This is a genomic window from Burkholderia sp. Bp8986, assembly GCF_003854225.1.
GTDB lineage: Bacteria > Pseudomonadota > Gammaproteobacteria > Burkholderiales > Burkholderiaceae > Burkholderia.
The window spans coordinates 48544-73202 of record NZ_QTQM01000021.1 but is presented as its reverse complement, the minus strand read 5'-3'; the positions used below and the strand labels follow the sequence as shown (position 1 = coordinate 73202).

Genomic DNA, 24659 nt, shown 5'->3' with positions numbered 1-24659 from the left:
AAGACCCGAAGCGTTTCAATCTCTTGAGGGAGCCTCATGAGTACGCAACAGAACCGGCGCTTTGACGCGCTCGTTTTCATTGGTCGTTTCCAGCCTCCGCATCGTGGTCACCTGAACGTGCTGAAGTCCGCACTGAGCCGGGCCGAGCGCGTATGCGTGCTGATCGGATCGACCGACAAGCCCCGCACCATCAAGGATCCGTTCTCGTTCGACGAGCGCCGCCAGATGCTGGCTTCGCTGCTCGAGCCGTCCGAGCGCGAGCGCGTGACGGTCGCGCCCGTGCAGGATTCGACGTACAACGACGGCGACTGGGTGCGCTGGGTGCAGGATGCCGTGGCCGCCTCGCTTGGCGACGTCGCGCAGCGCAGGGTCGGGCTGATCGGCCACGAGAAGGACGCCACGTCGTATTACCTGCGGATGTTCCCGCAATGGGAGCTCGTCGACGTCGATGCGACCGAAGACATCTCCGCCACCGAAATCCGCGATCAGTATTTCGCCGAACGCACCAACAGCTTCGTGCAATGGGCCGTGCCGGAACCGGTGTTCGGCTGGCTCGAACGCTTTCGCACGCAGCCGGCATTCGCGCAGCTGAAAGCCGAGGCCGAATTCATCGCCGGCTATCGCAAGGCGTGGTCGGCCGCACCGTATCCGGTCACGTTCGTGACGGTCGACGCGGTGGTCGTGCACTCGGGCCATCTCCTGCTCGTGCGCCGGCGCAGCGAACCGGGCCGCGGCCTGTGGGCGCTGCCGGGCGGGTTCGTGAACCAGGACGAACGGCTCGACGCGGCCTGCATCCGCGAACTGCGCGAGGAGACCGGCCTGAAGCTGCCGGAGCCCGTGCTGCGCGGCTCGATCAAGGATCGCCAGGTATTCGATCATCCGACCCGCTCGCTGCGCGGCCGCACGATCACGCACGCGTGCCTGTTCAACTTCCCGACCGGCGAGTTGCCGCGCGTGAAGGGCAGCGACGACGCCGACAAGGCGCGCTGGGTGCCGCTCAACGAATTCGCGCAGATGCGCAACGTGATGTTCGAGGATCACTTCGAGATCGCGTATCACTTCCTGGGGAAGCTGTGACACGCTGATTCCCCGGATTCCGGTCCGCCGCGACAGACGCGGCGGCACTTCAACGGCCTAGAGGAGCTCTAGCCATGCAAAACGATCCCGGCGGCTTTGCCGCGGTTCTCGCCAATCCGATCCTCAACACGGATTCGTACAAGGCTTCCCACTTCCTGCAATACCCGCCCGACGCGCAGGCGATGTTCTCGTACGTCGAGTCGCGCGGCGGCCGCTATGACCGCACGCTGTTCTTCGGCCTGCAGATGTTGCTGAAGGACTATCTGTGCCGGCCGGTCACGCACGCAATGATCGACGACGCGCGCGATTTCTTCGCGGTGCACGGCGAGCCGTTCAACGAGGACGCCTGGCGTCATGTCGTCGAGCACTACGACGGCTACCTGCCCGTGAGGATCCGCGCGGTGCCCGAAGGTTCGATCGTGCCCGTGCACAACGTGCTGATGACCGTCGAATGCGACGACCCGAAGGTGTTCTGGCTCGCGTCGTATCTGGAGACGATGCTGCTGCGCGTGTGGTACCCGGTGACGGTCGCGACGCGCAGCTGGCACCTGCGGCAGACGATCCGCCGCTTTCTCGAGAAGACCGACGACGATCTCGCGCAGCTGCCGTTCAAGCTGCACGACTTCGGCGCGCGCGGCGTATCGAGCGCGGAGTCGGCCGCGATCGGCGGCGCGGCGCACCTCGTGAGCTTCATGGGTTCGGACACGGTGCTCGGCGTGCTGGCCGCGAACCGCTTCTATCGCGAGCCGATGGCCGCGTACTCGGTGCCCGCGGCCGAGCACAGCACGATCACGTCGTGGGGGCGTGAGCACGAAGCCGATGCGTACCGGAACATGATCGCTCGCTTCGGTTTGCCCGGCGCGATCGTGTCGGTCGTGTCGGACTCCTATGATCTGTTCGCCGCGCTTGAACTGTGGGGCGGCCCGCTGCGCCAGGCGGTGATCGATTCGGGCGCGACGCTCGTCGTGCGTCCCGATTCGGGCGACCCGGTGAAGATCGTGCTGCAGACCGTGCGCGCGCTCGACGCTTCGTTCGGCTCGACCGTAAACGGCAAGGGGCGGCGCGTGCTGAACCGCGTGCGCGTGATCCAGGGCGACGGCGTCGACGAGCTGTCGATCGACGCGATCCTGTCCGCACTCGACGACGCGGGTTATGCGGCCGGCAACGTCGTGTTCGGGATGGGCGGCGCGCTGCTGCAGCAGGTGAATCGCGACACGCAGCGCTTCGCGATGAAGTGCTCGGCGATCCGGCGCGGCGACGTGTGGCACGGCGTGAGCAAGGATCCGGTTACCGATCCGGGCAAGCGCTCGAAGCAGGGCCGGCTCACGTTGCTGCGCAATCGGCGCACGGGAGAATACCGGACGGTGACGCTGCCGGTCGCGTGGGACGATCGCGCGCTGGAAGGCGAGTGGGATGACGCGCTCGAAACGGTGTTCGATACCGGGAAAATGCTGGTCGATACGACGTTCGCCGAGGTGCGGGCGAGGGCGCACGCAGGGGAGGCGTGATCAAGCCACCGGGGCGGCGGCGTGGCAACGTCAGCCGCCGCCCCGGTCGCGCTCAGGCGACGCGGGCGACGAGGGCGTGCAGCACGGCGTCCGCGTCGATTTCTCCTCGAACGACATCCGCGCGCGCCGACTCGAAGTCGATCCAGCCCTCGTTGAAGCCGTCGAGCATGCGCATGCGCGGCTCGGGGTGGCGCATCCGCTGCGCATCGAACAGCGCCGCCCACGTGCTGCGCGGCACGGCTTCGGCGCGCACCGGGTGCCCGAACACGCGGGTGAACGCGTTCGCGAGGTCGTTCGGGCTGACCCGCCGGGGCCCTTCGAGTTCGACGATGCGTGCGCCGGTCCATTCGTCCTGTAGCAGCGCGGCCGCCGTCCGGCCGACATCTTCGGTTGCGACCATCGGCACCGGCTTGTCGAGCGGCTGGAGAAAGCTGTAGATGACGCCGGCTTCGCGTGCGGTTGCTACGTCCCACGCGGCATTTTCGAGGAACCACGCGGGGCGCAGGAACGTGACGGGTATCGGCAAGTCGTCGAACGCCTGTTCGATCATCGTCAGTTGCGTCAGCAGATTCACCTGCGTCGCCTGCGCGCCGATCGTCGACAGACAGACGACCTTGCGTGGCCGAGCGGCGCGCAATGCCGCACCGACGGCATCGATGACGGCGCGCGTTTCGGGGAATCCCGGCGCCGGATCGAAGCATGGCGGCAGCAGGACGAAGACGCCATCCGTGTTCGAGAAGGCCGTCGTCAGCGCGGCGGTGTCGGTCATCTCGGCAAGTGCAACATCGCAGCCGCGCGCGACCCACGGCGCAGCGCGATCCGCGGTGCGCGCGACGGCGCGCACGGGCCGGCCGGCCGCGAGCAGCGTTCGGGCGAGCGCGCCGCCGACCTGTCCGGTGATACCGGTAATGGCATACATGGCTTGAAATCCTCATCGAGAAGGGAGCGGGCGCGCCGAAAGATGCGGGCGCCGGAACTGCATGCCGCGTTCGGGCTTGCCGTCGCGATGCATCGGGTTGCATGATAGGAGGCGACGATTCCTGATGGAATCGAATCCATGTCACTTGATTGGTGATTGTTTGTCATGAATGAAATCCTGGGGATCGACGGGCGGATTCTGGCGAACGTGGGCGTGCTGGCCGCGATCGTCGAAAGCGGCAGCTTCGCGCGCGCGGCTGACGCACTCGGCTTGTCGCCGTCCGGCGTCAGCCGGGCCGTGGGCCGGCTCGAGGCGCGCGTCGGCGTGCGGCTGCTCGATCGCACGACGCGCTCGGTCACGCTGACGGACGAAGGGCGCCGCCTGTACGAAGAGATCGGTCCGCTGCTCGCCGGCATCGGCGATGCGGTGACGCTGGCCGCCGGCTCGGCCGCCGCCGTGCGCGGCAGATTGCGCGTGAACGTCGACGCGTATTTCTCGCGGCGGGTGCTGGCGCCGCACCTTCCGGCGTTGCTTGCACGCCATCCCGATCTGTCGCTGGAACTGGCCGCGCGCGAGCAGCTCGGCGATCTGGTAGCCGACGGATTCGACGTTGCGGTGCGGTTCGGCGAGCCGCCGTCGTCGTCGCTGGTGGCGCGCAAACTGCTGGAGACGCGCGCGGTGACGGTCGCCGCGCCCGCCTACGTGAAACGGCACGGGCGTCCTGCGGCGCCGGCCGATCTCGCGGGCCATGCGTGCATCCAGATGCGCAACACGCTGACCGGCCAGCCGCTCGAATGGATCTATCAGCTTGGCCGCAAGCGCGTGCCGGTCAGGACGACGGGCAGGCTGCTCGTCAACGACGCCGGCACGATGCTCGGTGCATGTCTGGCCGGTGTGGGCATCGCACGCTTCAAGGCGAGCGGGGTAGCGGGCTTGATCGAGCAGGGGCGGCTCGTCGAGCTGCTCGCGGATTGGCGCGGCGAGGCATTTCCGCTGTTTGCCTACTATCCGTCGCGTCACCTGCCGCCCGCGAAGGTGCGGGCATTCGTCGATTTCGTCGCGGAAATCGTGGCGACCGGCAAATAGCGCACTCGCCCGCCGTCAACGTTCGCCGGCGAGCGCGCGCCCGTTCGTATCCGGTTGCGCGACCGCGTGCTCCGACATCCGCGCCGCCTCCATCGCCCGCCCGAGCGCATCGAACACCGCCGGCCCCTTGCAGCGCGACACGTTGAAGCGCATGAACGACGCCGCGCCGTGCGACGCGCTGAACACGTTGCCCGGCGCGAGCACCACGTCGTGGTCGAGCGCATGGCGCGCGACGCGCGCGGCATCGAGCCCGTCGGGCAGTTCGGCCCACACGAACAACCCGCCGCGCGGTTCCGTCCAGATCCCGAGCCCGGCGCGCGCGAGCCGCCGGATCGTTTCGCCCATCGCATCGGCCAACTGCATACGCAGGCCGTCGAGATGGCGCCGGTAGGTGCCGTCGACCAGCAGCCGGTGCACGACGTTCGCGCCGATCTGCGCATTGCCGAACGACGTCGCGAGCTTCAGGTCGACGAGCGCGTCGATCCATTCGGGGCGCGCGGCGATGTAGCCGCAGCGGATCGCGGCCGACAGCGTCTTCGAGAAGCTGCCGATCGACACGACGCGCGAGAGCCCGTCGAATGCCGCGAGGCGCGGCGCGGGCGTGCTTTCGAAATCCGCGAAGATGTCGTCCTCGACGATCAGCAGGCCGTGCTCGGCCGCGAGCGTGAGCAACCGGTGCGCGACCGGCGGCGCGAGCGTCGCGCCGGTCGGGTTGTGCAGCGCCGCGTTCGTGATGTACAGGCGCGGGCGGTGTTCGGCGAGCACCTGCTCGAAGCGCGCGAGATCGGGGCCGTTCGGCGTGTACGGCACGCTGACGATCCGTGCGCGATGCGCGCGCAGCAGCGCCTGGAAGTTGAAGTAGCAAGGATCGTCGAGCACGACGGTGTCGCCCGGCTCCAGCAGCAGCCGGCACACGAGATCGAGCGCGTGCGTGCCGCCGTCGGTCAGCATGATCTGCGCGGGCTCCGCATGGACGCCGTGCTGCGCGAGCCGCCACGCGAGTTGCTGGCGCAACGCGGGCAGCCCGAGCGGTGTCGCGTAGTCGGTCAGCGCGTCGGGTTCGTCGCGCGACACCGCACGCAGCGCACGTCGCAGGCTCTCGTCCGGCAGCCACGACGACGGCAGCCAGCCGCAACCGGGCTTCACCGAGCCGGGCGCCGCCTCGAGCGCCTGGCGCGACAGCCACAGCGGATCGAGTTCGCGATCGAGGCGCGGGCCGAGTTCGGCGAGCGCGAGCGGCGGCGCGTGGCCCGACACGTAGAAGCCGGAGCCGCGCCGTGCGACGAGCACGCCTTCGCTCGCGAGCCGCTCGTACGCATCGACGACGGTCGATTTCGACACGTGGAGCGCGTCGGCCATCATCCGGATCGACGGCACGCGCGCGCCGGGCATCAGCGCGCGGCTCGCGATCCGCGCGCGCAGCGTGTCCATCACGGTTTCCACGCGCGTGCGCGACGGCGCGGGCGGAGCAGGGGCTTGCACGGAAAGGCTCATGGCGGGAGGGAACTGTACGGCCGGTTGTCCAGTACAGTTTGTCCGAATTGTATTGGGCTGTAGCTTACGCGCTTTTCGCGGGCGGCGGATCATCGGTCATCCACCTTGTTCCGACCAGGATTTCCCGTGCAAAAGACGACCGACGGATGGCTCAGCGGCCTGCTGGGCGTGATCATCTTCAGTGGCTCGCTGCCCGCGACGCGCATCGCGGTGCAGGGGCTCGACCCGCTGTTCCTCACGTTCGCGCGCGCGACGATCGCCGGCGTGCTCGGCCTGATCCTGCTCGTCGCGCTGAAGCAGAAGCGGCCGACGCGTGTCGAGACCGCGTCGCTCATCGTCGTTGCGCTCGGGGTCGTGGTCGGTTTTCCGCTGCTGACCGCGCTCGCGCTCAAGCACGTGACGTCCGCGCATGCGATCGTGTTCGTCGGGCTGCTGCCGCTCGCGACCGCGCTGTTCGGCGTCTGGCGCGGCGGCGAACGGCCGCGGCTGCCGTTCTGGGTCTTCTCGCTGGTCGGCAGCGGCGCGGTGGCCGCGTTCGCGCTGCGCAACGGCGGCCAGGCGTCGGTGGCGGGCGATGCGTTGATGCTGGCCGCGATCGTCGCGTGCGGGCTCGGCTATGCGGAAGGCGCGCGACTGTCGCGCCAGCTCGGCGGCTGGCAGGTGATCTCGTGGGCGCTCGTGCTGTCGCTGCCGGTGATGCTGCCGCTCACGTGGTTCACGTGGCCCGCGACGTTCGACGGCGTCGACGCCGCCGCGCTGTGGGGGCTCGCATACGTGTCGCTGTTCAGCATGCTGATCGGCTTCGTGTTCTGGTATCGCGGCCTCGCGCTCGGCGGGATCGCGGGCGTCGGCCAGTTGCAGCTGCTGCAGCCGTTCTTCGGTCTCCTGCTCGCGGCCGGGCTGCTGCACGAGACGGTGCCGCCGTCGATGCTCGTCGTGACGGTCGTGGTCGTCGGCTGCGTGGCCGGTGCGAAGTATTTCTCGAAGATGGCGCCGGTGCGGCGCGCGGGCTGATTCACGCAAGGAGCGGTCGCGCGACGACGTGACGGGTGCCGCCCGTGCGCCGTCGCGCGTGCGCCGTTTACCCCATCACCACGTTCGCGAGCCGGAACTGGTACGCGGTCGCGGTCGTGCCGCCGCCGCCGCCCGTCATCACGATGTCGGCGCTCTTGATGCCGAGCAGCGACAGTTCGGTGTTGATGTCGGACAGCACGGCCGAATTCATCACCGCGCCCTGTTCGATCTGCGACGCGGTGCCGATCCACAGCGTCGGCTTGAACTCGAACACGGCCTTCTGGCCCGGCACGATCCCCGTCTTGTGCGCGAGCAGCCGGTTGTCCTTGAAGACCGACGCGGTGATCGCTCCCTGGCTCAGGTCGTTGCGCAGCTGGATCTCGCGCGACGTCGGGGCGGGGCCGGCGAGCGCGAGCACGTTGCCCGACGTCGAGCGCGACACGTTGAAGACCTGTCCGTTGTCCGCGCGCTTTTGCGGCATGTAGTTGCCGTCGGCATCGCTCGCGGAGACGGTCGTCAACAACGGGAACACGAACGGATGGTTGTCGCCGCGCCCGCAGTTGGTGATGACCTTCCACGCGATCGCGAGCTCGTCGAAGTCCGTCGACACGTTCTTCTGGAAGATCACGATCTGGCTGTTGTTGACGTCGTTCGACAGGTTGACGAAGTTGAGATTGATGTCCATGAGTCACCTTGATTCGATTCGGATAACTGATTGAACGGGCGCCGGCCGTGCATCGCCGGCGCACGGACCGTTACGCCATCACCACGTTTTCCAGCCGGAACGTGAACGGCGTCGAGCGCGGGCCGGGGCCGCCGCCGGTCATCACGATGTCGGCGCTCGCGATGCCGAGCAGCGACAGTTCCGTGTTGATGTCGGAGATCACCGCGGAATTCATCAGCGCGCCCTGTTCGATCTGCGACGCGACACCGATCCAGATCGTCGGCTTGAACTGGAACACCGCCTTCTGGCCCGGCGCGACGGAGGTCTTGCGCGCGAGCGCGTTGCCGTCCTTGTAGATCGTCGCGTTGATCGCGCCGGCCGGCAGGTCGTTGCGCACCTGCACCTCGGAGCTCGCGCCCGGGTCGCCGCCGAGCTGCAGCACGTCGCCCGAGCTGGAGCGCACGACCTGGAACACCTGGCCGTTCGCCGCGACCTGCTGCGGCATGTAGTTGCCCCAGCTGTCGCTCGCGCTCACGCTCATCGTCATCGGGAACTTGAACGGATGGTTGTCGCCCTGGCCGCAATTGCGGATCACCTTCCACGCGATCGCGAGTTCGTCGAAGTCGGTCGCCACGTTCTTCTGGAAAATCACGACGCTCGAGTTGTTGGCGTCGTTCGAGCGGTTGATCAGGTTCAGTTGGATATCCACGTCGTTGCTCCTTGAGTTTGAAAAAACGGCAGTCGGTCTGCCGCACACCTTTCCCGCCGGCCCGGCCGCGAAGCCGTGCCGTCAAGCCGGTTCAAGCCGTGTCGGGCGGCACTACGCGCGCACGATGTGTTCGAGCGCGAACGCGAACGGCTGCGCGTCGGTGCCGGTGCCGCCGCCCGTCATCACGATGTCGGCCGCGGCTACGCCCGCCAGCGGCAGCATCGTGTTCGCGCTCGACATCACTGCCGCGTGCAGTGCGCGGCTTTCCTGTATCTGCGACGCCACGCCGATCCACAGCGTCGGCGTGAAGCGGAACACCGCCTTCTGCCCGGGCGCGACCGCTTCCTTCACCGCGATCAGGCGGCCCGCGCTGAACGCGTTGACGTTCACGGCGCCGCGCCGCAGCCGATTGACGACTTCGATGTCGCCGCCCGGCGCGTCGGCCGGGTCGGGCACGAGCCGGCCGCGTCCGGTCGGCTGCGCGTCGATCACGAAGCGCACGCCGGCGGGCGCCGTGACGCGCGGCGAGAAGTTGCCGTGCTCATCGCCGAGCGCGACGTCGATGTCGGTCGAGTAGTCGAACGGATGGAAGCAGTCGCGTCCGCAATAACGGATCACCTTCCACGCGATCGCGAACGTATCCAGATCGGGGATCACGTCGCGCTGGAACAGCACGACCTCGCTGTTGCCGCAGTCGTTCGAGCGGTTCACGAAGCGGAGCTTGATGTTCATGATGCTTGCTCCTCATCCGGCGTGCCGCGTTCGTCGCGCAGCGTGCGGTCGGCCCATTGCGCGAGCGCGGGCGCGACGCCGTTTGCGAGCGACGCGACGTGCAGCGCATGCGCACGCGCCTGCGCCTGCAGGTCGCCGGCGAAGCGCCCGAGCGCCATCGCGGCATCGGCCGGGCCGCGCGTGCGGCCGAGATCGTCGAGGTATTGCGCGGCCGCGTCGGCCATCGCGCCCGCGTGCTGGAGGTGGCTCTGCGTGAAGCGCGTCGCGAGATCCGCGTTCAGGGCCGCCAGCTCCTTGACCGCGGCGGCCGAACTGCCGAGCCCGAACCGTTCGAGCTGGCCGCGCCACAATGCGTCGGTCGCGGCCTGGCATGCATCCGTGTAGCGATGGCCGGCGAGCAGCGCGGTGTGCGCGAACGCGCGCCACGCGGGGCTGGCGGACGTGCCGCCGGTGCCGGTCGTCTGCGCGGCGAGCTTGCCGAACAGCTGGAGCGCGTCGGCGTGCGCGCGTTCCCATTGGGCGATGAACGTGGAGAACATGGCGATTCCTCGTGAAGAAGGAGCGATGACGGCGCGACGGCAGCCGCTACGCGGATTACCGACGCGCGGCGCCGAGGCGCTGCACCATCTGCATCACGGCGGCCATCTGCGGCGCGTCGCGGCGGTAGAAGCCGGGTTGGAGCGGATCGGTGCTCGTATAGCCCCAGAAATCCCAGCAGCCGAGCGGATTGACGGCCGATTTCTCGACCTGCGGATACAGCACGATCAGCCGGTTCGTGTCGGCGATCTCGTTGTAGCCGACGCCGCGAATCATCCGCTCGCCGACGGTCGCGACGTTCTGCACGCAGCCGTGGAACACCACGTGCACCGCGCAGGTCGCGCGTTCGCAATCGGCCGGCACGTACGCGTAGCCCGTATCGCCGAGCGACGCGCGGCGCTGCGGATCGAACGCGCGCTGGTCGAACGCCAGCAGCTTGCCGCCAGCCTGCGCGGCGGGCGCGTTGAGCGGCTTGTCGGGCGTGCCGTAGATCCAGCGCACGATGTCGTGCGCCTGTTGAAAGCCGCAGTTGTCGATATACGGGCTCGCGTTCGCACTGCATGCGTTGTCCTCGGGGCGGTTCGTGATGAACGCATGCCCGGCGTCCGGCGATTGGCGATACTGAAGGTTCGCGGCCGGAACCTGCGCGAGTGTGTAGAAGCGCGCGGTCTGGTCGACGACGCGCGTGAACACCACCGTATCCTTCGCCCCGCTGAACACGTAGATGCGTTGGCCGCGCAGGTTGGCCGGATCGTCGATCTCGTCGCGCTGCGCGAACGTGCGCGCGGCGCGCCATGCGTCGGCCGCGGAGGGCGCGGGGCCGATCGGCTGCATGCACAGCGTGGTCGCGGCCACCGCCGGCGGGATCAGCGCGTTCGCGCCCGCGCAATAGAACGGCCCGCCCGCGACGATGCCCGCGCCGATCAGCCGGCTCGAGAACGCGACGTCGAACTGCGCGGCCATGAAGCCGCCGGACGACAGCCCCGACACCGACGTGCGCTGCAGGTCGGCGCCGTATGCGGGCAACGGATCGGCGGGGGCGGCGAGCGCGGCGTGCGGCGCGAGCGCAGCCAGGGCGGCAACGGCAACGGTAACGGTGGCGGTGACGGCGGCGCAAGCGGCGCCCAGCGCGCGGCGCACTACGTGCGATGCGGTGGTGCGGGGCAGCGTCGTGCGGCCGGGCGAGCGGGTGACGTTCATGCGGGGCTCCTGTCGTGACGAGTGGTGAATGACAAGGGTTGTAACGGTACGGATGCAGCAAGACTTCAGCGACGGTTTCAGCTTACGGGCAGCCGACGCGCTGCGAAATGGCGCGAACGACACGCACGACGACCCGTGACGTTCGGCCGGTGCGGCGTCACGGCGCTCACGACAGAAACAGCGCGCGCTCGGCCCGGCGGCGCTTCGTGAGGCCAGCGAGCGGCTTACCACCGGCCTTGTTCCAGACGAGGAACTGGTCGGCCGCCCGCGCGCTCGCGCCGGCGTTCAGGTAGCGCAGCAAGGTCGACGAGCGCAGCCGTCCGGCGCCGAGGTTGAAGACGAACGACATCAGCGCATCGAACTGCTGCTGCGTGACCGGCACGCGCAACAGCTTGCGCAGGTTCAGCTCGGCGCCGCGCAGGTCATGCCGCAGCAGCGCCTCCGCTTCGGGCGGCGTCAGCGGGCGCGTGAAGCGCTCGTTCGGCAGGATCAGGTGCCCGTAGCCGATCGTCGGCTTGCCGACCGCGTCGAGATAGCGTGCGAGCCGCAGCCCCTCGAACTGCTTGATCAGCGCGATGCCTTGCTCGCCGGTGCGTTCAGGCTGGTTCGCCATCGTCGTTCTCCTTGCTGCCCGGCCGTGCGCGCGGCACCAGGCGATGCGTGTATTCGTCGATCACGCGCATGATCGCTTCGGGCGGCGGCAGCGCCGCGAACTGCATTTCGATGTCGATGTGCTCGGTGTCGCGCTGCCGCGCACTGCCCGGCGCGGCGTCCTTCTTCTCCGAGCGCGGCGCGAACGTCACGTAGAAGCGGCCGCACTGGTCGTCGTTGCCCGAGATGCCGCCGGCCGGCAGCGCCTCGATGAAGTCGCCGCGCACGGTCAGGTGCACGATCATCCGGTCGAGCGCGAGCCCGCGCGGCGTGGCGAGCGCGACGAGCGGCACCGGCATCGTGTGCTCCGCGTCGAGTGCGACCGTGACCTCGCGCGGCGCGAGCAGGCCGTCGTCGCGCAGATCGAAGAACTGGTCGAGCACGGCGGTGTACTGGTGCGCGAGCAACTGGTTCGCGGCGGCGGCCGCGTGCTGCATCCCGCGTGCGATCTCGTCGAGCGCGATGCCGCGCGGCGGCGGGCGTTCGTCGTCGGCCGGGGCGCCGGGCGGTGGGGCGGGTGGGGTAGGCGGCGTAGGCGGCACGGGTGGCACGGGTGGCACGGGTGGCACGGGTGGCACGGGTGGCACAGGTGGCACAGGTGGCACAGGTGGCACAGGTGGCACAGGTGGCACAGGCGCAGCGGGCGGCAAGCCGCCGGTCGATGCGCCGGCCGCGGCGGCCGGGGCGTCATTTACGCCCGACGCGGCGCCGGCCGGCCAGCCGGCGGCATCGGGCGTCGCGTGGCGCGCCGGATCGACACCTGCCGCCGCCGGCGCTGCGCCGCCCGTGCCGGCGACCGCGTCCGGGCCCGCGCCGGCGACCGCGCCGCTACGGCCCGCCACCGCCCCGGCCGGCGGCGGGACCGGCCCGTCCGGTTCCTGCCGGGCAGTGCCGCCACCCGGACGCGCATCCGCGTCGTCGTGCCCGCCGCCGCCCGCGCGGCGCGACCGTCTGAAGAGCCTGAACATGGCCGGTCCGCGCGCTTACGCGTGCGCCGGCTGCTGGGCGCCCGCATCGGCTCCGGCCGGCGCGGCCGCCTTGCCGCCGGCACCCGACGCGTCGCCGACCAGCTTGCCGTCGGTCGGCGTCGCCGGCAGCGGCTTCACGTCCTTCGCGTTGCCTTCGGTGACGACCGGCTTGGTCGCGGCCTCGGTCAGGAAGTCGATCACGCGCATCAGCGCTTCGGGCGGCGACTGGCGCTTCACCTGCGTATGGATCGAGTATTTCGCGCGCGTGTCGGTGCTGCGCGTCTGCTCCGCCTTGTGCGACACGCGCCCGGACACGCTGACGCTGATCGGCCCCCAGCCGAACTTCGCCTGGAATTCGCCGCCGGCTTCGGTCGACGACGACGACTTCTCCGACTGCGTGATCTCCATCTCGAAGTCGATCGTGCCTTCCTCGATCGCGATGATCGGATGGACGATCGCCGCGAGCAGCGGGATGCGCATCGTCTTCTGCACGACGCCTTTCGACACGCCGCTTTCGTCCACCAGCGTCTCGTCGTAGTCGAACTGGACGGCCACGGCCTTGCCTCCCTGGATGCAGACCTGCATCAGGAAATCCGCGTAGCTCTTTGCGGCCTGCGTCTGCGCGCTGATCATCGCCTTTAACGGGCCGGCGATCATTTGGTCCATGGGTAAAGCGTTAATCACCGAGCCAATGAAATTCGCGTCCATGAATAAACTCCTCTTCGTGTTGAAGACAACGGAAATTCGCTGTCGTTATTCACATTAGGAAATTGAAGACGTTTACCAAATATGACGTCCGTCACGTCCGGCGGCCCGGGCCGGCGCGCGGCGGGCATCGGTACGCGCGGCGGGGCGCGGCGTGGACGAATTAGGCCATTCGTCACGGAGCGACGGGCCTAGTGCGCGGTGCGTAAAACAGCGGTAAAAAAAACGCCGGGTAGGGAAGCAAAAAATCCTAAACCGAGCATCCCGATTTCGAGGAAACCGCGCAATGAACGTTCTGATGATCGATAGCCCGCCGTTATTCGTCGCGGGCGTGGCGGACGTACTGTGTAAACGCGATGTCGACTGGCATGTGTGGTCGGCCCGCCGTCCCGAGGACGTCTTGCGCTTGCGCGACGCGTTGCTGCCCGGGACGGTCGAGGCGATCACGATCGAATGCGGCGAGCACGCCGCGCGGCCGAGCTGGCCGAGCGTACTGAACGAGACGTTCGCCGGCGCGCCGTGGCTGTGCGTGGTGGCCGCCGTGTGCCGCCGCACGATTGCCGATGCGCTGCTGGCGGGGGCGGCCGGCATCATCGACCGGCACGCGAGCGCGGACGAATTCGCGGATGCGCTCGGCCGCGTCGCGGCCGGCGCGATCTACGTGCCGCCGAACGACGGCGGCGCGACGCAGGCGCCCCCGGGCGGCGTGCCGGCCGGCGACGATCGCGCATTCGAGCGCCTCACGCCGCGCCAGCGCGAGGTGCTGCGGCTGCTGGCCGAAGGCAAGTCGAACAAGCAGATCTGCCGTGTACTGAATGTCGCGGAGGGCACGATCAAGAACCATCTGTACGCGTTGTTCCGCCAGATCGGCGTGAGCAACCGGACGGAGGCGGCGTTGTGGCTCGCGCGCCACGTGCCGTCCGAGCCGGCCGGTTTCACGTTCGCGCCGGCGTGCCATTCGCCCGGCTGATGCGCGCGACGAGCGCACCGATCGGGCCGGCACGCGAGCGTGCCGCGGGCGAAGGCGGGTTTCGCGCGGCGGCGGCAACGGTGCGCCCACGCCGTGTCGCGCTACTGCCGGGGCGCGTCGGGCGGAAGCGGATCGTCCGCGGCCGACGGCGCGGGGTGGGCCGCGAGCATCGCGCGCGTGAATTCGGCGAGGCGCGCGCGGACGGCCTCGGCGGATGCCGCGCCGTCGAGCGATTGCTGCAGATCGAGCAGGTTGGCCGCCAGTTCGCCCTGCCACTGCGCGCGTTCGCTGGCGGCGCGCGCGCGATTCGCGGCGAGCGCCGCGCCGACGTCGGTCGAGCGGTCGCCCTGCACCAGCGTCTCGAGCGTCTCGACGAGCCTTTGCAGCACGCGATGCACGGCCGTCGCCGAGAAGCCGCCGAGCATCGCGAGCGCCGGCCGCCCGAAGTTGTGCATGCTGCCCTGCGCGAACAACTGGGCCGGCAGCATCTGGACGATGATCAGGCCGGCGATCACGCCGAGAATCAGCCGCGCGCCATACGATGCGTCGTATTTCGGATCGTAGGTCGAGGCGGCGACGTAGTGGTGCGCCTGGAACAGCGTCGCGAACGACGCGCCGAGCCCCGCGCAGCACAGCAGGAAGGTGGTGTTCCACAGCAGCTGCACGCCGTTGGATTGCAGGAAGCCGCGCTCGATGTTCTCGCCCGACACATGCGGCGACAGGCTCGTCAGCACGACCGCGAGCAGGAAACCGAGCGCCGACCCGGTCAGCAGCCGGATCAGCGGCACCGGGCCGAGCCACGCGAACGGGTGCGCCTGGCGCCGGTGCATGTCGAGCAGCGTGACGGCCTGCGGCGTCGCGGGCGCGACGAGCGTCGCGAGCTTGCGGTGGATCGCCGCGAGCGCGTGCTGCTGCGCGGGCGCCAGCGGGGTGGTGGTCGACGCGCCCGGCGCCGGGTTGGCCGCCGGGTTGGACGAAGCGGCGGCCGCGATCAGCGCCGCGAGCCGCGCGACGAGTTCGGGCTCGATCGGCAGCCCGTGATGGAGCGCGTAGCGCGCCATCGCCTCGCATTCGTCGCACAGCTGCGCGGCGAGATCGTCCGGCGCGCGTGGCGGCTCCTGCAGCGCCGGCCGCGCGCGCCATCGCCCGAATCGCGGGGCGCCCATGTCACGGTGCGCCGTCCGCGTCCGGCACGTCCACGTCGAACGCGTGGATTGCGACGCGTTCGCGTTCCGCGCTCGACAGGTGGCGCACGCACGGCGCTTCGGCGACCCGCTGCCAGTGCGTCTGCGTGCGGTCGACCGCGAACACGACGACTTCCTTGTGGCGGCGGCCGTCGTTGTGCGCGATGTATTGCAGCGAGTCGGGCACGTCGAACGCGTCATCGGTCGGATTCACGCCGTACGACAGCACGAAGTCGAGCACGAGCGCGCCGTCGTCGAGATGCGGCGGCTTGACGTCGTTGCCGGGATACTCGCGCCATTCGAGGAAGTCGAGGCAGATGTCGATGCCGAACGGCGGCGCTTCGCCGAGCCGATTGTCGAAGCTGTCCGACAGGCGCGGGCCCTGATACGGCGACGACGGCGGCGCGTCGGCCGTCGCGCTTTGCGGCGACACGTCGCTCGTCTTCAGCACCTCGACCAGCGTGCCGTCGCCGAGCTGGAACGTGTGGGCGAGCGGCGTCTCGAGCGCATCGACCGAGTCGCCGTAGTCGATCCACGACGTATGCCGCTTCGGCCAGATCGCCGCGCGGCGCGTTCCGTCGTCGTCGCCGTCACCATCGCCCCCTTCGCCGCGCGCGAGCGGCGGCAGGAAATTGGTCGTCGCGAACGTGAAATTCAGCGACACGTACGGCCCGACGAACGCGCCGTCATCGGGCACGTCGGCCGCCGTCTCGTGCTTGACGAGCATCGCGACGGTACCGGGCAGGAACACGATCGGCCCGTACTGATCCACCGGAAAGCGATCGGCGACCGCGCCGATCGCGCGCCGCACGGGATCGAGCTGCAAGTCGACGATCGCATGGAGTTCGTCGACGTCGTTCAGCGCGTCCCACGGCACGTTCCAGTAGAACTCGGGCGCGGTCACGAACGTGACGCGGCGTGCATCGTCGTCTTTCGCGTCGCGCCGCACGGCTTCGAACGCGCTCGACAGCGCACCGTTCAGGTGATTGAACAAGACCCCCTGCACGCGGGCTGCATACGCATCGAGCGCTTCGTCGGGCGCACGCAGGGGTTTGCAGTCGCATGAATAGCGCACGGAAACGATTCGGACTGGCTGTTTCATGATGGCTTCCTCTTCCTTGATGATGGCGGCGCGGCGCTTCAGGCCGCACCGCCGCGGCTTCAAACGGACGTGATGTCGGTGATCCAGAACCACGGGTTCGCGTACGGCCCGTCGATGACCTTGGCGACGGTCTGTCCGGGCCCCGGATCGAGCGTGCCGGGCACCCAGGCTTCGTAATGGATCGGCGAGAAGTACAGGCGGCCGAACACGTAGTCGAACGCGATGCGCGCGCGATTGCCGCCGCGGAACAGCGCATTCGTGCCGGCCGTGTATTCGACGTAGCCGGTCGTTTGCGCGCCGCCGCCGCGACCGTTCGAATTCGCCTTGAACGTGGCCGCATAGCGTTCGTACAGCTTCGCGCGCTCGGTGAGCCCGTCGAACGGGTCCGTCGCCGTGCCGTAGATGAGGGTCGGCAGGTAGCGCGGCACGTTCTGGTGGATCTGCCGCATCGCGCCGAGCACGTCGCCGCCGATGTGGCGTCCGGGCGTGCCGCGATCGACGACGCGCGCGGACGTGGCGATTTCGGACATCAGCGCCCGCAGCTCGGGCGGCGCGTCGAGCCGCGCGAACGGAATCACGTACATCGGCAGTGCGCAGCCGGTCTGCTGCTTGCCCGCGCGTGGCGTATCGCCGGCATTCGCGATCAGGCCCAGTACGAACGTTTCCCAGCGCAGCGACGCGTTGAAGTCGAGTCCAGACATGAGTGGCTCCTTCGCCGGCATCAGGCCGGCTCGCCGAGCGGGAAACCCTTCGCCGCCCAGTTGTTGAAGCAGGCCGTGCGATCGTCGTTCGGCGCGTAGGTCGCGAGCGTGCCGTCGAGCAGGCCGGCGATCGCATGCTCGGTGCGCGCGAAGCGCAGCGCCTCGGACAACGCGATCACGAGCCGTGTGAGATCGGGCTTGAACGGTGCGGGCTTCGATGCGTCCGCCGGCTTGAGTTTCGACAGCGTCCACACGGCCTGATGGAGGTTGCTCGGATTGATCGTCGGCAATGGATCGGTCGCGTAGCCGAGCCAGCCGTACGAACCGTCGCCGCCGAGCGCTGCCGCGCCGGCCGGCGTGCCGCCCGGAAACGGCCGGATGTCGAATACGAAGGTGCCGCCCTGGCTGATGAAGCCGAGCGTGTATAGCGACGCGTCGACGGCGGGGCCGTTCTTCGCGGCTTGCCACGCGAGGTTCAACAACAGCGACACGCGCGGCGCGCCGGTGTCGTCGCCGATCACGACGTCGACGGCTTGCCGCGTCGCGCGCGTGCCGTTCTGGCGGATCGCGTCGCGCAGCGCCGTGAGGTCGTCCTGGTAGTCACGGCCGGTGGTGAGTCGAAGTTGCACGATGTTCGCTCCTGCAGATAACCCGGCGTTGCTCGGCCGTCGAGACGGCGCGCGGGTCGAAGCGAATGCGCTGCCGTGCGGCCACTGTGCGCGGCGCGCGGCGGGCGAACAATGCGGCAGAAGTCATTGGCCGGGGTGTGACCGAACACCCGGGAAGCGGGTGTCGGAGTCGGTCGGCGCAGGTGGTGAAGGGGAGAAGGTTCGAAGGTGCGAAGGGGCGAAGGTGCGAAGGTGCGAAGGTGCGAAGGGGCGAAGGGGCGAGGCGGCCGCGTGTGGAAGATCGGCGACTTCGGCGGCGTGCTTCATGCGTTGCCGGGCGGCATGAGCGCCGCGCGCCGAAAAGCACAACGGCCAGATTTGCCGGTAGCGGCAAACCTGGCCGTTGGCGTGACTGCCGCCGAACGCGTGTTACTCGAACGTTTCGAGCGCGAGCAGTTCGTCGATCGTCTGCCGGCGGCGGATCAGCCGCGGCGTGCCGCGATCGACGAGCACTTCCGGCGCGAGCGGCCGGCTGTTGTAGTTCGAGGACATCGACGCGCCGTAGGCGCCGGCATCGTGCAGGAACAGCAGGTCGCCGATCTGCGGCTGCGCGAGCTTGCGGTGCGTGACCACGCCGCCCGCGTCCTGCGTGAACACGTCGCCGGACTCGCACAGCGGCCCCGCGATCGCGATGTCGACGAGCGGCCGGCCGGCCGGCAGCGCGCCGTCCTGCGTGTGGACGGACACCGCGTGGTAGCTGCCGTACATCGACGGACGCATCAGGTCGTTGAAGCCCGCGTCGATCAGCACGAAGTCGTGCTTCGGACGGCGGTTCACGGCCTGCACTTCGGTGACGAGCGTGCCGGCCTCGGCGACGAGGAAGCGGCCCGGTTCGATCTCGATGCGCACCGCGTGGCCGAGATGCCGTTCGATCCGCTTGCGCGCGGCATCCCACTGGCTGAAGTAGTGACCGACGTCGACGCGCGGCTCGCCGTCGCGATACGGAATCGACAGCCCGCCGCCGGCGGAGATCGCTTCGATGTCGTGGCCGAGCGACGTGACGAGGTCGACCATCGCATCGCACACCTGCGACAGGTGGCCGTAGTCGACGCCCGAGCCGATATGCATGTGGATGCCGACCAGCTTGAGCCCGTACTGGCGCACGATCTCGATCGCGCGCGGCACGTCGTCGATCCAGATCCCGTGCTTGCTCTGCGGGCCGCCGGTGTTGGTCTTGTTGCTGTGGCCGTGGCCGAAGCCGGGATTCACGCGCAGCCACACGCGATGGCCGGGCGCATGCTCGCCGACGCGCGCGAGCATGTCGAGCGAGCCGGCGTTCACGGTCACGCCGTGCTTCAGCACGGCCGCGAGCGTCGGACGGTCGATCAGGTCGGCCGTGAACACGACGCCTTCCGGCTCGCCCGCCGGACTGAACCCGGCCGCGAGGCTGCGCTCGATCTCGCCGAGCGACACGGCGTCGACGCACGCGCCTTCCTCGCGCATCAGCTTCAGGATATGCAGGTTCGAGTTCGCCTTCTGCGCATAGCGGATCACGTCGAACTGGCGCAGTTGGGCGATGCGGTCGCGGATGACGTCGGCGTCGTACACCCACAGCGGGGTGCCGTATTGCTGCGCGAGCGTCGCGAGCTGGCGGGAATCGAGGGACATGGCGGATGAATCGGATCGAATGAACGGACAGCGTGAATGATGCGCCTGAATGGCTATACAGTAAAATGCCTGTTTGTCGACATTCGATTCACTTTTGATATAGGCTGCCATGCTCACACACCGGCACATCGAGGTCTTCCGCGCGCTGATGGTCACCGGCAGCACGACGCGCGCGGCCGAGATGCTCTATACGTCGCAGCCCACGATCAGCCGCGAGCTCGCGCGGATGGAGCAGGTGGTCGGCTTCGCGCTGTTCGAGCGCTCGCACGGCCGGTTGCGGCCGACGATGGCCGCGCTCACGCTGTTCGACGACGTGCGGCTCGCGTATGTGGGGCTCGAGCGCGTCGCGGCGACGGCCGCGCGGCTGCGCGAGTTTCGCGACGGCCAGTTGTCGGTGATCGCGCTGCCGGCGTTTTCGCACGCGATCCTGCCCGGCGCATGCCGGCGTTTTCACGACGCGCATGCGGGCGTCAGCGTGTCGGTCGCGACGCAGGAGTCGCCGGTGCTCGAGGAGTGGCTGACCGCGCAGCGCTACGATCTCGGGCTGACCGAGCACGACGTCGCGCCGGCCGGCACCGTGCTCACGCCGCTGCTCGAAGTCGACGAGGTGTGCGTGCTGCCGGACGGCCATCCGCTGCTCGCGCAGCGCGCGATCGATCTCGCGGATCTCGCCGATCGCCCGTTCGTGAGCCTGTCGCTGAACGACCCGTACCGGATCCTGATCGACGAGGCGTTCGCGCAGCTCGGTGTCGCGCCGCGTTCGGTGGTCGAGACGCCGTCGGCCGTGTCGGTGTGCGCGTTCGTGCGGCAGGGGCTGGGCGCCGCGATCGTCAATCCGCTGACCGCGCTCGATTTCGTCGGGCGCGACCTGCACGTGCGGCCGCTCACGCGCTCGTTTCCCTACCGCGTCAGCGTGATCGTGCCCGAGCACCGGCCGAAGAGCCTGCTCGTCGACGCATTCGCCGAAGCGCTGCACGGCGAAGCGCAGGCGATTCGCGAGCGGCTCGCCGCGCTGCCCGGCTGACGACGGCCGTATGATGGGCGTTTCGCTGCGCGCAGCCTGCTTCTCTTCGTCATCTTCACGGAAACGGAACCCGTCATGACCGACGCTTCATCTTCCCCCGGACAACCGACGCTCACCGGCGAGCGCATCGCGCTGCGGCCGCTCGAAGCATCCGACCGGCAGGCTTTGCTCGATGCGGCGGCGGACGGCGAGCTGTGGAACCTGAAGGTCACGGTCGTGCCGGGCGAGGAGACGGTCGACGCCTATCTCGACACGGCGCTGCAAGGCCGCGTGGCCGGCACCGTGATGCCGTTCGTGATCGTCGAGCGTGCGTCGGGCCGCGTGATCGGCAGCACGCGTTTCTGGAAGATCGACCGCAAGAACCGCAAGCTCGAGATCGGTCATACGTGGCTGAGCGCATCGGCGCAGCGCACGCGCGCGAATACCGAAGCGAAATGGCTGCTGCTCGCGTATGCGTTCGACACGCTGCACTGTGTGCGCGTGCAGTTCACGACCGACGAGCTGAACGAGAAGTCACGCGCGGCGATTCTGCGGCTCGGTGCGAAGCAGGAAGGGATCGTGCGTCACGAGCGGATCATGCCCGATGGCCGCAAGCGCAATTCGGTACGCTTCAGCATCATCGACGACGAATGGCCGGAGGTGAGCGAGCGGTTGCGGGCGAAGCTCGCGACCTGACGCGAGGCGGGTGCCGCGTGCGTCGCGCCGCCGCAAAGGGGGCGGCGACGCGACGAGGGGGGAAGCCGCGTGCCGCGCGCGAGGCGCGGCGGGGCAGCGCGTTACTGCGCCGATGCGAGGTGATGACGCTGCGCGAGCTTCTGCGCGGCCGCGTAGTGCGCCTGCAGGATCGGCAGCGCCTGGCGTGCGACTTCCTTCAGCTTCGTGTCGCGGCCCGACGCGATTTCGGCCTGGAATGCCGAGATCGTCTTCTGCTGGCCGGCGAGCGCGACCTGCTCGATATACGCCTTGTCGAATTCCGCGCCGCGCAGGGTCTTGATGCTGTCCAGCACGGCCGTGTCGGGATCGTTGGCCGGCACGTCGACGCCGCGCGGGCTGGCCGCGCGCATCGCCTGGATGATCTTCTCATCGTCGGTCGACACGCGTTGCGCGAACGCCTTCACCTGGCTGTCCGACGTGCGCGAATCGGCGATGCGTGCGGCGTCGTGCTGGGTCGACACGGTTTTCGTGCCGTCGTTGATGAAGGCCTGGTCGGCTTCGTGGATGCGCGTCTGCGTGGCGGCGGCCGGTGCGGACGGCGCCGGTTGCGCGGTTTGCGCGGTCGCCGTCACGGCGACGAGAAGCAGGCCAGCGGCAGACAATGCAAGGCGCGAGACTTGGGGGAAGCGGTTCATGGGACCTCCTTTCGATCGGGGCTCTGATTAACGGACGGATCGCGTGATCCGCAGCTGTGCGAGAGACCGGGCGCGCCCGGGCCGGGCTCGATCGCCGCTCTGCCGCGGCGGCGTTCGAAGTGTTTCCCGGCCCGACTGATTCTAGGAGAGCGCTCAGGTAGCAGGTGCAACCGCGCTGTGGTTTGTGTAACGGTTGGTAAGACGAAACGATGGATGCGCGCGCGGCCAGGTAGGGCGTACCTGTTGCGTGCATCGTGGCGGCAATTTTTGCGTGCGCGGCGTGCGTGCGATCGCTGCAATGCGCGCGCATGTCATCTACGTTTCATCGTTTCGCGGGCGGGTTGTTTCGCGATTCGTCGAATCGAGCGCGCGATTCGTACGGCGTCCTCACACGCGATCGAGCAATGCGTCGAGACGCGGCAGCAACGGCGTCGCGCAATGCGCCTGCAGCGCGTCGGGCGCCGTGTAACCCCATGCGACACCTTGGAATGCGATACGCGCGCGGCGCGCCGCTTCGGCATCGCGGATCTCGTCGCCGACATACAGCACGTCGTCGGGCTGCATGCCGGCTTCACGCACGAGCGCGCGCAGCCGGCGCGCCTTGCCGAACAGCGGAATGCCGCACGCGAACGTGTCGACGCAGCGGCTCGCTTGCGGGCCGAGCCGGTCGCGCACGATGTCCTCGGTGTTCGACGTCGCGATCGCGATGCGGATGCCGCGTGCGGCGAGCGCGTCGAAGGTCGCGTCGACGCCGGGGAACAGCTTTACGTGCGCGATGCGCGGCCGCATCAGCCGGCGCATGTCGAGCGTCACACGCGGCACTTTCCACATCGGCACCTCGAGCGCGCGGATGATTTCGCGCGCCGACATGCCGCGCAGCGCCGGGCGCAGCTCGGGCGTCGCGTCGCGAAAGCCGTGCAGGCGCGATGCCTCCGTGAGCGCCGCGAGAAAGCAGTCGAGCGAATCGGCGAGGGTGCCGTCGAAGTCGAACGCGATGAGTCGATAAGGCATGAAGCGATGCCGCGAGTTGATCGAGCCGGTGACGATATCACCGAATCGGGACGCGTGGCCCGCGCGAGCGGTTGGGGCCGTAGCGAAGCGGGAGCGTTGGACAGCTTCCTTGCATCGACCGGAATGCCTCCCGCGAAACGCGGTGCATGACATAACGGGCATGAAAGCCCGGTATGCTGTCGACGCTATCGTTTCCCCCGTTTCCTTCGTCTGGACTTCCCTGAAATGAAAATCGCCCGTGCCCGTTCTGCGATGTGGATGCTCGGTGTGTTCGTCGCGTTGACGTCCGTGACGCCCGCGGCCGCCGCCGCGGAGAAGCGCTGCGGATGGCTCGAGAATCCGACGCCGGCCAACTGGTGGCTCGTCGACAAGGACAACAGCTGGACGCTGTCGACCCAGGGCAGCCCGCCGGTGCCGGGCCTCGACGAGATGCCGGACATGTCGACGCGCGGCTGGGTCGTCACCAATGCGGGGATGCACGGTTACGGTTGCGCGTGCCTCGACCTGGAAATCGACCCGCGCACCCGCGCGGTGACGCGGATCGTGGCGGCCCGGCCGCTGCCGCTGAAGCGTTGCAAGGCCGATCGGGCGTTGCCGGCGCCTTGAAGAGGCGGGGACGGCGGCGGGATTGGTGCTACGCGTAGTGGTAGCGGCAGGACACGATGCTGATTTGAAGATCGTCCGCTTCGTAGACGAGGCGGTTCGTATCGTCGATGCGGCGGGACCAGAACCCGGACAGATTGGCCTTCAGCGGTTCGGGTTTGCCGATGCCTTCAAACGGCGTCCGTTGGGCTTCGCGAATGAGCTGGTTGATGCGCTTGAGCGTCTTGCGGTCTTGCCCTTGCCAATAAACGTAGTCGTCCCGCGCGTCGGAAGTAAAGAGCACGCGGCGTACGCTCATTCATCGTCCCCCGCCAGCTTGTGCTCTTTCGTCTTGCCCTTGCGCAGTTGCGCGATCGAGCGTTCGAGGTGGGCAACGTTGGCCGGCGAGCGGAGCAGATGAACCGTCTCCATCAGGCTGTCATAGTATTCCTGCGACATGATGACCGCGTTCGGCGCATCGCGACGCGTGATGAGCGTCACGTCCGCGTCGTCGACGACCTGGTCGATGACCGTCTTCAGATTGCTGCGGGCATCCGAAAAGTGAATCGTGCGCATGATTCGCCTCACTTGTACTTTGAACTGTACAAGTATGGCATGGGCGTCCATTGTACGGAATGTTGTACATGTCGAGGCGGCATCGCTTGTCGCCCACCCCGCACCGCGCTATCGTTGCTGCTCCCCCAGCCGACCGGAGAGCCGACGTGCCCGCAGCCACCCCCGCCCCGCTGAGATTTTCCACCGACAAGCGCGAGCTCGACATCGATGCGATCTTCGATTTCCTGCATCGCGATGCGTACTGGTCGCAGGGCATTCCGCGCGACGTCGTCGAGCGCGCGATCGACGGCTCGCTGTGCTTCGGCGCGTATGTGGGCGACCGGCTCGTCGGATTCGCGCGGCTCGTGACCGACCACGCGACGTTCGCCTACCTGTGCGACGTATTCGTCTTGCCGGCCGAGCGCGGCAACGGCTATGGCCGCGCGCTGATCGACCACGTATTTGCGCAGCCGATGGTGCAGGGCCTGCGCCGCATCATGCTCGTGACGACCGACGCGCACGAACTGTACCGGCCGGTCGGTTTCGGGCCGTCCGCGAATCCCGAACGGCTGATGGAAATCCGCCGCCCCGATATCTACGCGAAACGCTGACGCGCGGCGAGCGCATACAATACGCGCTTT

Annotated in this window: 28 protein-coding genes; 9 read left to right on the top strand and 19 right to left on the bottom strand. The window is 68.6% G+C overall.

All coding sequences use genetic code 11. From position 1 onward, the window contains the following. Positions 1-36: 36 nt before the first annotated feature. Entirely contained in the window at positions 37-1077 is a 1041-nt protein-coding gene (locus tag DID99_RS19790) for a bifunctional nicotinamide-nucleotide adenylyltransferase/Nudix hydroxylase (protein ID WP_124522403.1), read from the top strand. Positions 1078-1151: 74 nt separating this feature from the next. Continuing rightward, positions 1152-2585: a nicotinate phosphoribosyltransferase gene (locus DID99_RS19785; protein WP_124667352.1), complete on the top strand. Its 1434-nt coding sequence runs from the start codon at positions 1152-1154 to the stop codon at positions 2583-2585. A gap of 52 nt (positions 2586-2637) precedes the next feature. On the opposite strand, the gene DID99_RS19780 is transcribed toward DID99_RS19785, so the two are convergent. Then, positions 2638-3504, bottom strand: a complete 867-nt coding sequence (locus tag DID99_RS19780; protein WP_124667351.1) for an NmrA family NAD(P)-binding protein — start codon at positions 3502-3504, stop codon at positions 2638-2640. 177 nt (positions 3505-3681) lie between these two features. Here DID99_RS19780 and DID99_RS19775 point away from each other — a divergent pair, with 177 nt between their 5' ends. Then, positions 3682-4590: a LysR family transcriptional regulator gene (locus DID99_RS19775; RefSeq protein ID WP_124522463.1), complete on the top strand. Its 909-nt coding sequence runs from the start codon at positions 3682-3684 to the stop codon at positions 4588-4590. A gap of 15 nt (positions 4591-4605) precedes the next feature. Here the strand turns inward: DID99_RS19775 and DID99_RS19770 are convergent, their stop codons facing one another. After that, entirely contained in the window at positions 4606-6084 is a 1479-nt protein-coding gene (locus tag DID99_RS19770; protein WP_124667350.1) for a PLP-dependent aminotransferase family protein, read from the bottom strand. A gap of 126 nt (positions 6085-6210) precedes the next feature. On the opposite strand from DID99_RS19770, the gene DID99_RS19765 reads away from it, so the two are divergent. After that, positions 6211-7098: a DMT family transporter gene (locus tag DID99_RS19765; RefSeq protein WP_124667349.1), complete on the top strand. Its 888-nt coding sequence runs from the start codon at positions 6211-6213 to the stop codon at positions 7096-7098. Positions 7099-7165: 67 nt separating this feature from the next. Here the strand turns inward: DID99_RS19765 and DID99_RS19760 are convergent, their stop codons facing one another. The 8 genes from DID99_RS19760 to DID99_RS19725 all read right to left on the bottom strand — a co-directional run bounded on the left by DID99_RS19760 (position 7166) and on the right by DID99_RS19725 (position 13267). Continuing rightward, positions 7166-7783, bottom strand: coding sequence for a hypothetical protein (locus tag DID99_RS19760; protein ID WP_044848965.1), 618 nt, complete (start codon positions 7781-7783; stop codon positions 7166-7168). A gap of 70 nt (positions 7784-7853) precedes the next feature. Next, the gene (locus DID99_RS19755) at positions 7854-8471 is read right to left on the bottom strand and encodes a hypothetical protein (RefSeq protein WP_044848966.1); all 618 of its coding nucleotides are present in this window, start codon (positions 8469-8471) and stop codon (positions 7854-7856) included. A gap of 111 nt (positions 8472-8582) precedes the next feature. Continuing rightward, positions 8583-9203: a hypothetical protein gene (locus tag DID99_RS19750; protein WP_124667348.1), complete on the bottom strand. Its 621-nt coding sequence runs from the start codon at positions 9201-9203 to the stop codon at positions 8583-8585. Beyond that, positions 9200-9742, bottom strand: a complete 543-nt coding sequence (locus DID99_RS19745; RefSeq protein WP_044848968.1) for a hypothetical protein — start codon at positions 9740-9742, stop codon at positions 9200-9202. The genes DID99_RS19750 and DID99_RS19745 overlap by 4 nt, the downstream gene beginning before the upstream one ends. Before the next feature lie 55 nt (positions 9743-9797). Further along, positions 9798-10940: a poly(3-hydroxybutyrate) depolymerase gene (locus DID99_RS19740; RefSeq protein WP_124667347.1), complete on the bottom strand. Its 1143-nt coding sequence runs from the start codon at positions 10938-10940 to the stop codon at positions 9798-9800. A gap of 166 nt (positions 10941-11106) precedes the next feature. Beyond that, entirely contained in the window at positions 11107-11553 is a 447-nt protein-coding gene (locus DID99_RS19735) for a lysozyme (protein WP_124667346.1), read from the bottom strand. Further along, positions 11537-12133, bottom strand: coding sequence for a DUF2589 domain-containing protein (locus tag DID99_RS19730; RefSeq protein WP_124667378.1), 597 nt, complete (start codon positions 12131-12133; stop codon positions 11537-11539). The genes DID99_RS19735 and DID99_RS19730 overlap by 17 nt, the downstream gene beginning before the upstream one ends. A 441-nt stretch (positions 12134-12574) precedes the next feature. Beyond that, positions 12575-13267 carry a DUF2589 domain-containing protein gene (locus tag DID99_RS19725; RefSeq protein WP_124485342.1) on the bottom strand — a complete coding sequence of 231 codons (693 nt, stop codon included), beginning with the start codon at positions 13265-13267 and terminating at the stop codon, positions 12575-12577. Positions 13268-13550: 283 nt separating this feature from the next. Here DID99_RS19725 and DID99_RS19720 point away from each other — a divergent pair, with 283 nt between their 5' ends. Beyond that, the gene (locus tag DID99_RS19720) at positions 13551-14234 is read left to right on the top strand and encodes a response regulator transcription factor (RefSeq protein ID WP_124522389.1); all 684 of its coding nucleotides are present in this window, start codon (positions 13551-13553) and stop codon (positions 14232-14234) included. 101 nt (positions 14235-14335) lie between these two features. Here the strand turns inward: DID99_RS19720 and DID99_RS19715 are convergent, their stop codons facing one another. From DID99_RS19715 to lysA, 5 genes are all read right to left on the bottom strand, one after another. After that, positions 14336-15400 carry a hypothetical protein gene (locus DID99_RS19715; RefSeq protein WP_124667345.1) on the bottom strand — a complete coding sequence of 355 codons (1065 nt, stop codon included), beginning with the start codon at positions 15398-15400 and terminating at the stop codon, positions 14336-14338. Position 15401: 1 nt separating this feature from the next. Beyond that, on the bottom strand, positions 15402-16520 hold the full coding sequence (locus DID99_RS19710; protein ID WP_124667344.1) for a hypothetical protein: 1119 nt from the start codon (positions 16518-16520) through the stop codon (positions 15402-15404). A 59-nt stretch (positions 16521-16579) separates the two neighbouring features. Next, positions 16580-17221 (bottom strand): hypothetical protein, encoded by a 642-nt coding sequence (locus DID99_RS19705; RefSeq protein WP_124667343.1) that lies wholly within the window; start codon positions 17219-17221, stop codon positions 16580-16582. 20 nt (positions 17222-17241) lie between these two features. Continuing rightward, positions 17242-17850 (bottom strand): ribosome-inactivating family protein, encoded by a 609-nt coding sequence (locus DID99_RS19700; RefSeq protein WP_124667342.1) that lies wholly within the window; start codon positions 17848-17850, stop codon positions 17242-17244. 408 nt (positions 17851-18258) lie between these two features. Continuing rightward, positions 18259-19497 carry a diaminopimelate decarboxylase gene (gene lysA, locus DID99_RS19690; protein WP_124485349.1) on the bottom strand — a complete coding sequence of 413 codons (1239 nt, stop codon included), beginning with the start codon at positions 19495-19497 and terminating at the stop codon, positions 18259-18261. Positions 19498-19606: 109 nt separating this feature from the next. Between lysA and DID99_RS19685 the strand changes: the two genes are divergently transcribed. Next, entirely contained in the window at positions 19607-20521 is a 915-nt protein-coding gene (locus DID99_RS19685) for a LysR family transcriptional regulator (RefSeq protein WP_124667341.1), read from the top strand. 75 nt (positions 20522-20596) lie between these two features. Beyond that, complete coding sequence (locus DID99_RS19680) at positions 20597-21196, top strand: GNAT family N-acetyltransferase (RefSeq protein ID WP_124667340.1); 600 nt, start codon at positions 20597-20599, stop codon at positions 21194-21196. A gap of 101 nt (positions 21197-21297) precedes the next feature. Here the strand turns inward: DID99_RS19680 and DID99_RS19675 are convergent, their stop codons facing one another. Both DID99_RS19675 and DID99_RS19670 read right to left on the bottom strand, forming a co-directional pair. Next, on the bottom strand, positions 21298-21870 hold the full coding sequence (locus DID99_RS19675) for a DUF4142 domain-containing protein (RefSeq protein WP_124485352.1): 573 nt from the start codon (positions 21868-21870) through the stop codon (positions 21298-21300). 387 nt (positions 21871-22257) lie between these two features. After that, complete coding sequence (locus DID99_RS19670; protein WP_124667339.1) at positions 22258-22881, bottom strand: HAD hydrolase-like protein; 624 nt, start codon at positions 22879-22881, stop codon at positions 22258-22260. Positions 22882-23106: 225 nt separating this feature from the next. On the opposite strand from DID99_RS19670, the gene DID99_RS19665 reads away from it, so the two are divergent. Continuing rightward, positions 23107-23487: a DUF4087 domain-containing protein gene (locus DID99_RS19665; RefSeq protein ID WP_221623054.1), complete on the top strand. Its 381-nt coding sequence runs from the start codon at positions 23107-23109 to the stop codon at positions 23485-23487. Positions 23488-23515: 28 nt separating this feature from the next. Here the strand turns inward: DID99_RS19665 and DID99_RS19660 are convergent, their stop codons facing one another. Together DID99_RS19660 and DID99_RS19655 are read right to left on the bottom strand one after the other, a co-directional pair. Then, on the bottom strand, positions 23516-23782 hold the full coding sequence (locus DID99_RS19660; RefSeq protein ID WP_105786791.1) for a Txe/YoeB family addiction module toxin: 267 nt from the start codon (positions 23780-23782) through the stop codon (positions 23516-23518). Continuing rightward, positions 23779-24039: a type II toxin-antitoxin system Phd/YefM family antitoxin gene (locus DID99_RS19655; RefSeq protein WP_124485354.1), complete on the bottom strand. Its 261-nt coding sequence runs from the start codon at positions 24037-24039 to the stop codon at positions 23779-23781. The genes DID99_RS19660 and DID99_RS19655 overlap by 4 nt, the downstream gene beginning before the upstream one ends. A gap of 146 nt (positions 24040-24185) precedes the next feature. On the opposite strand from DID99_RS19655, the gene DID99_RS19650 reads away from it, so the two are divergent. Continuing rightward, the gene (locus tag DID99_RS19650) at positions 24186-24629 is read left to right on the top strand and encodes a GNAT family N-acetyltransferase (RefSeq protein WP_044847594.1); all 444 of its coding nucleotides are present in this window, start codon (positions 24186-24188) and stop codon (positions 24627-24629) included. The last annotated feature ends 30 nt before the right edge of the window (positions 24630-24659 follow it).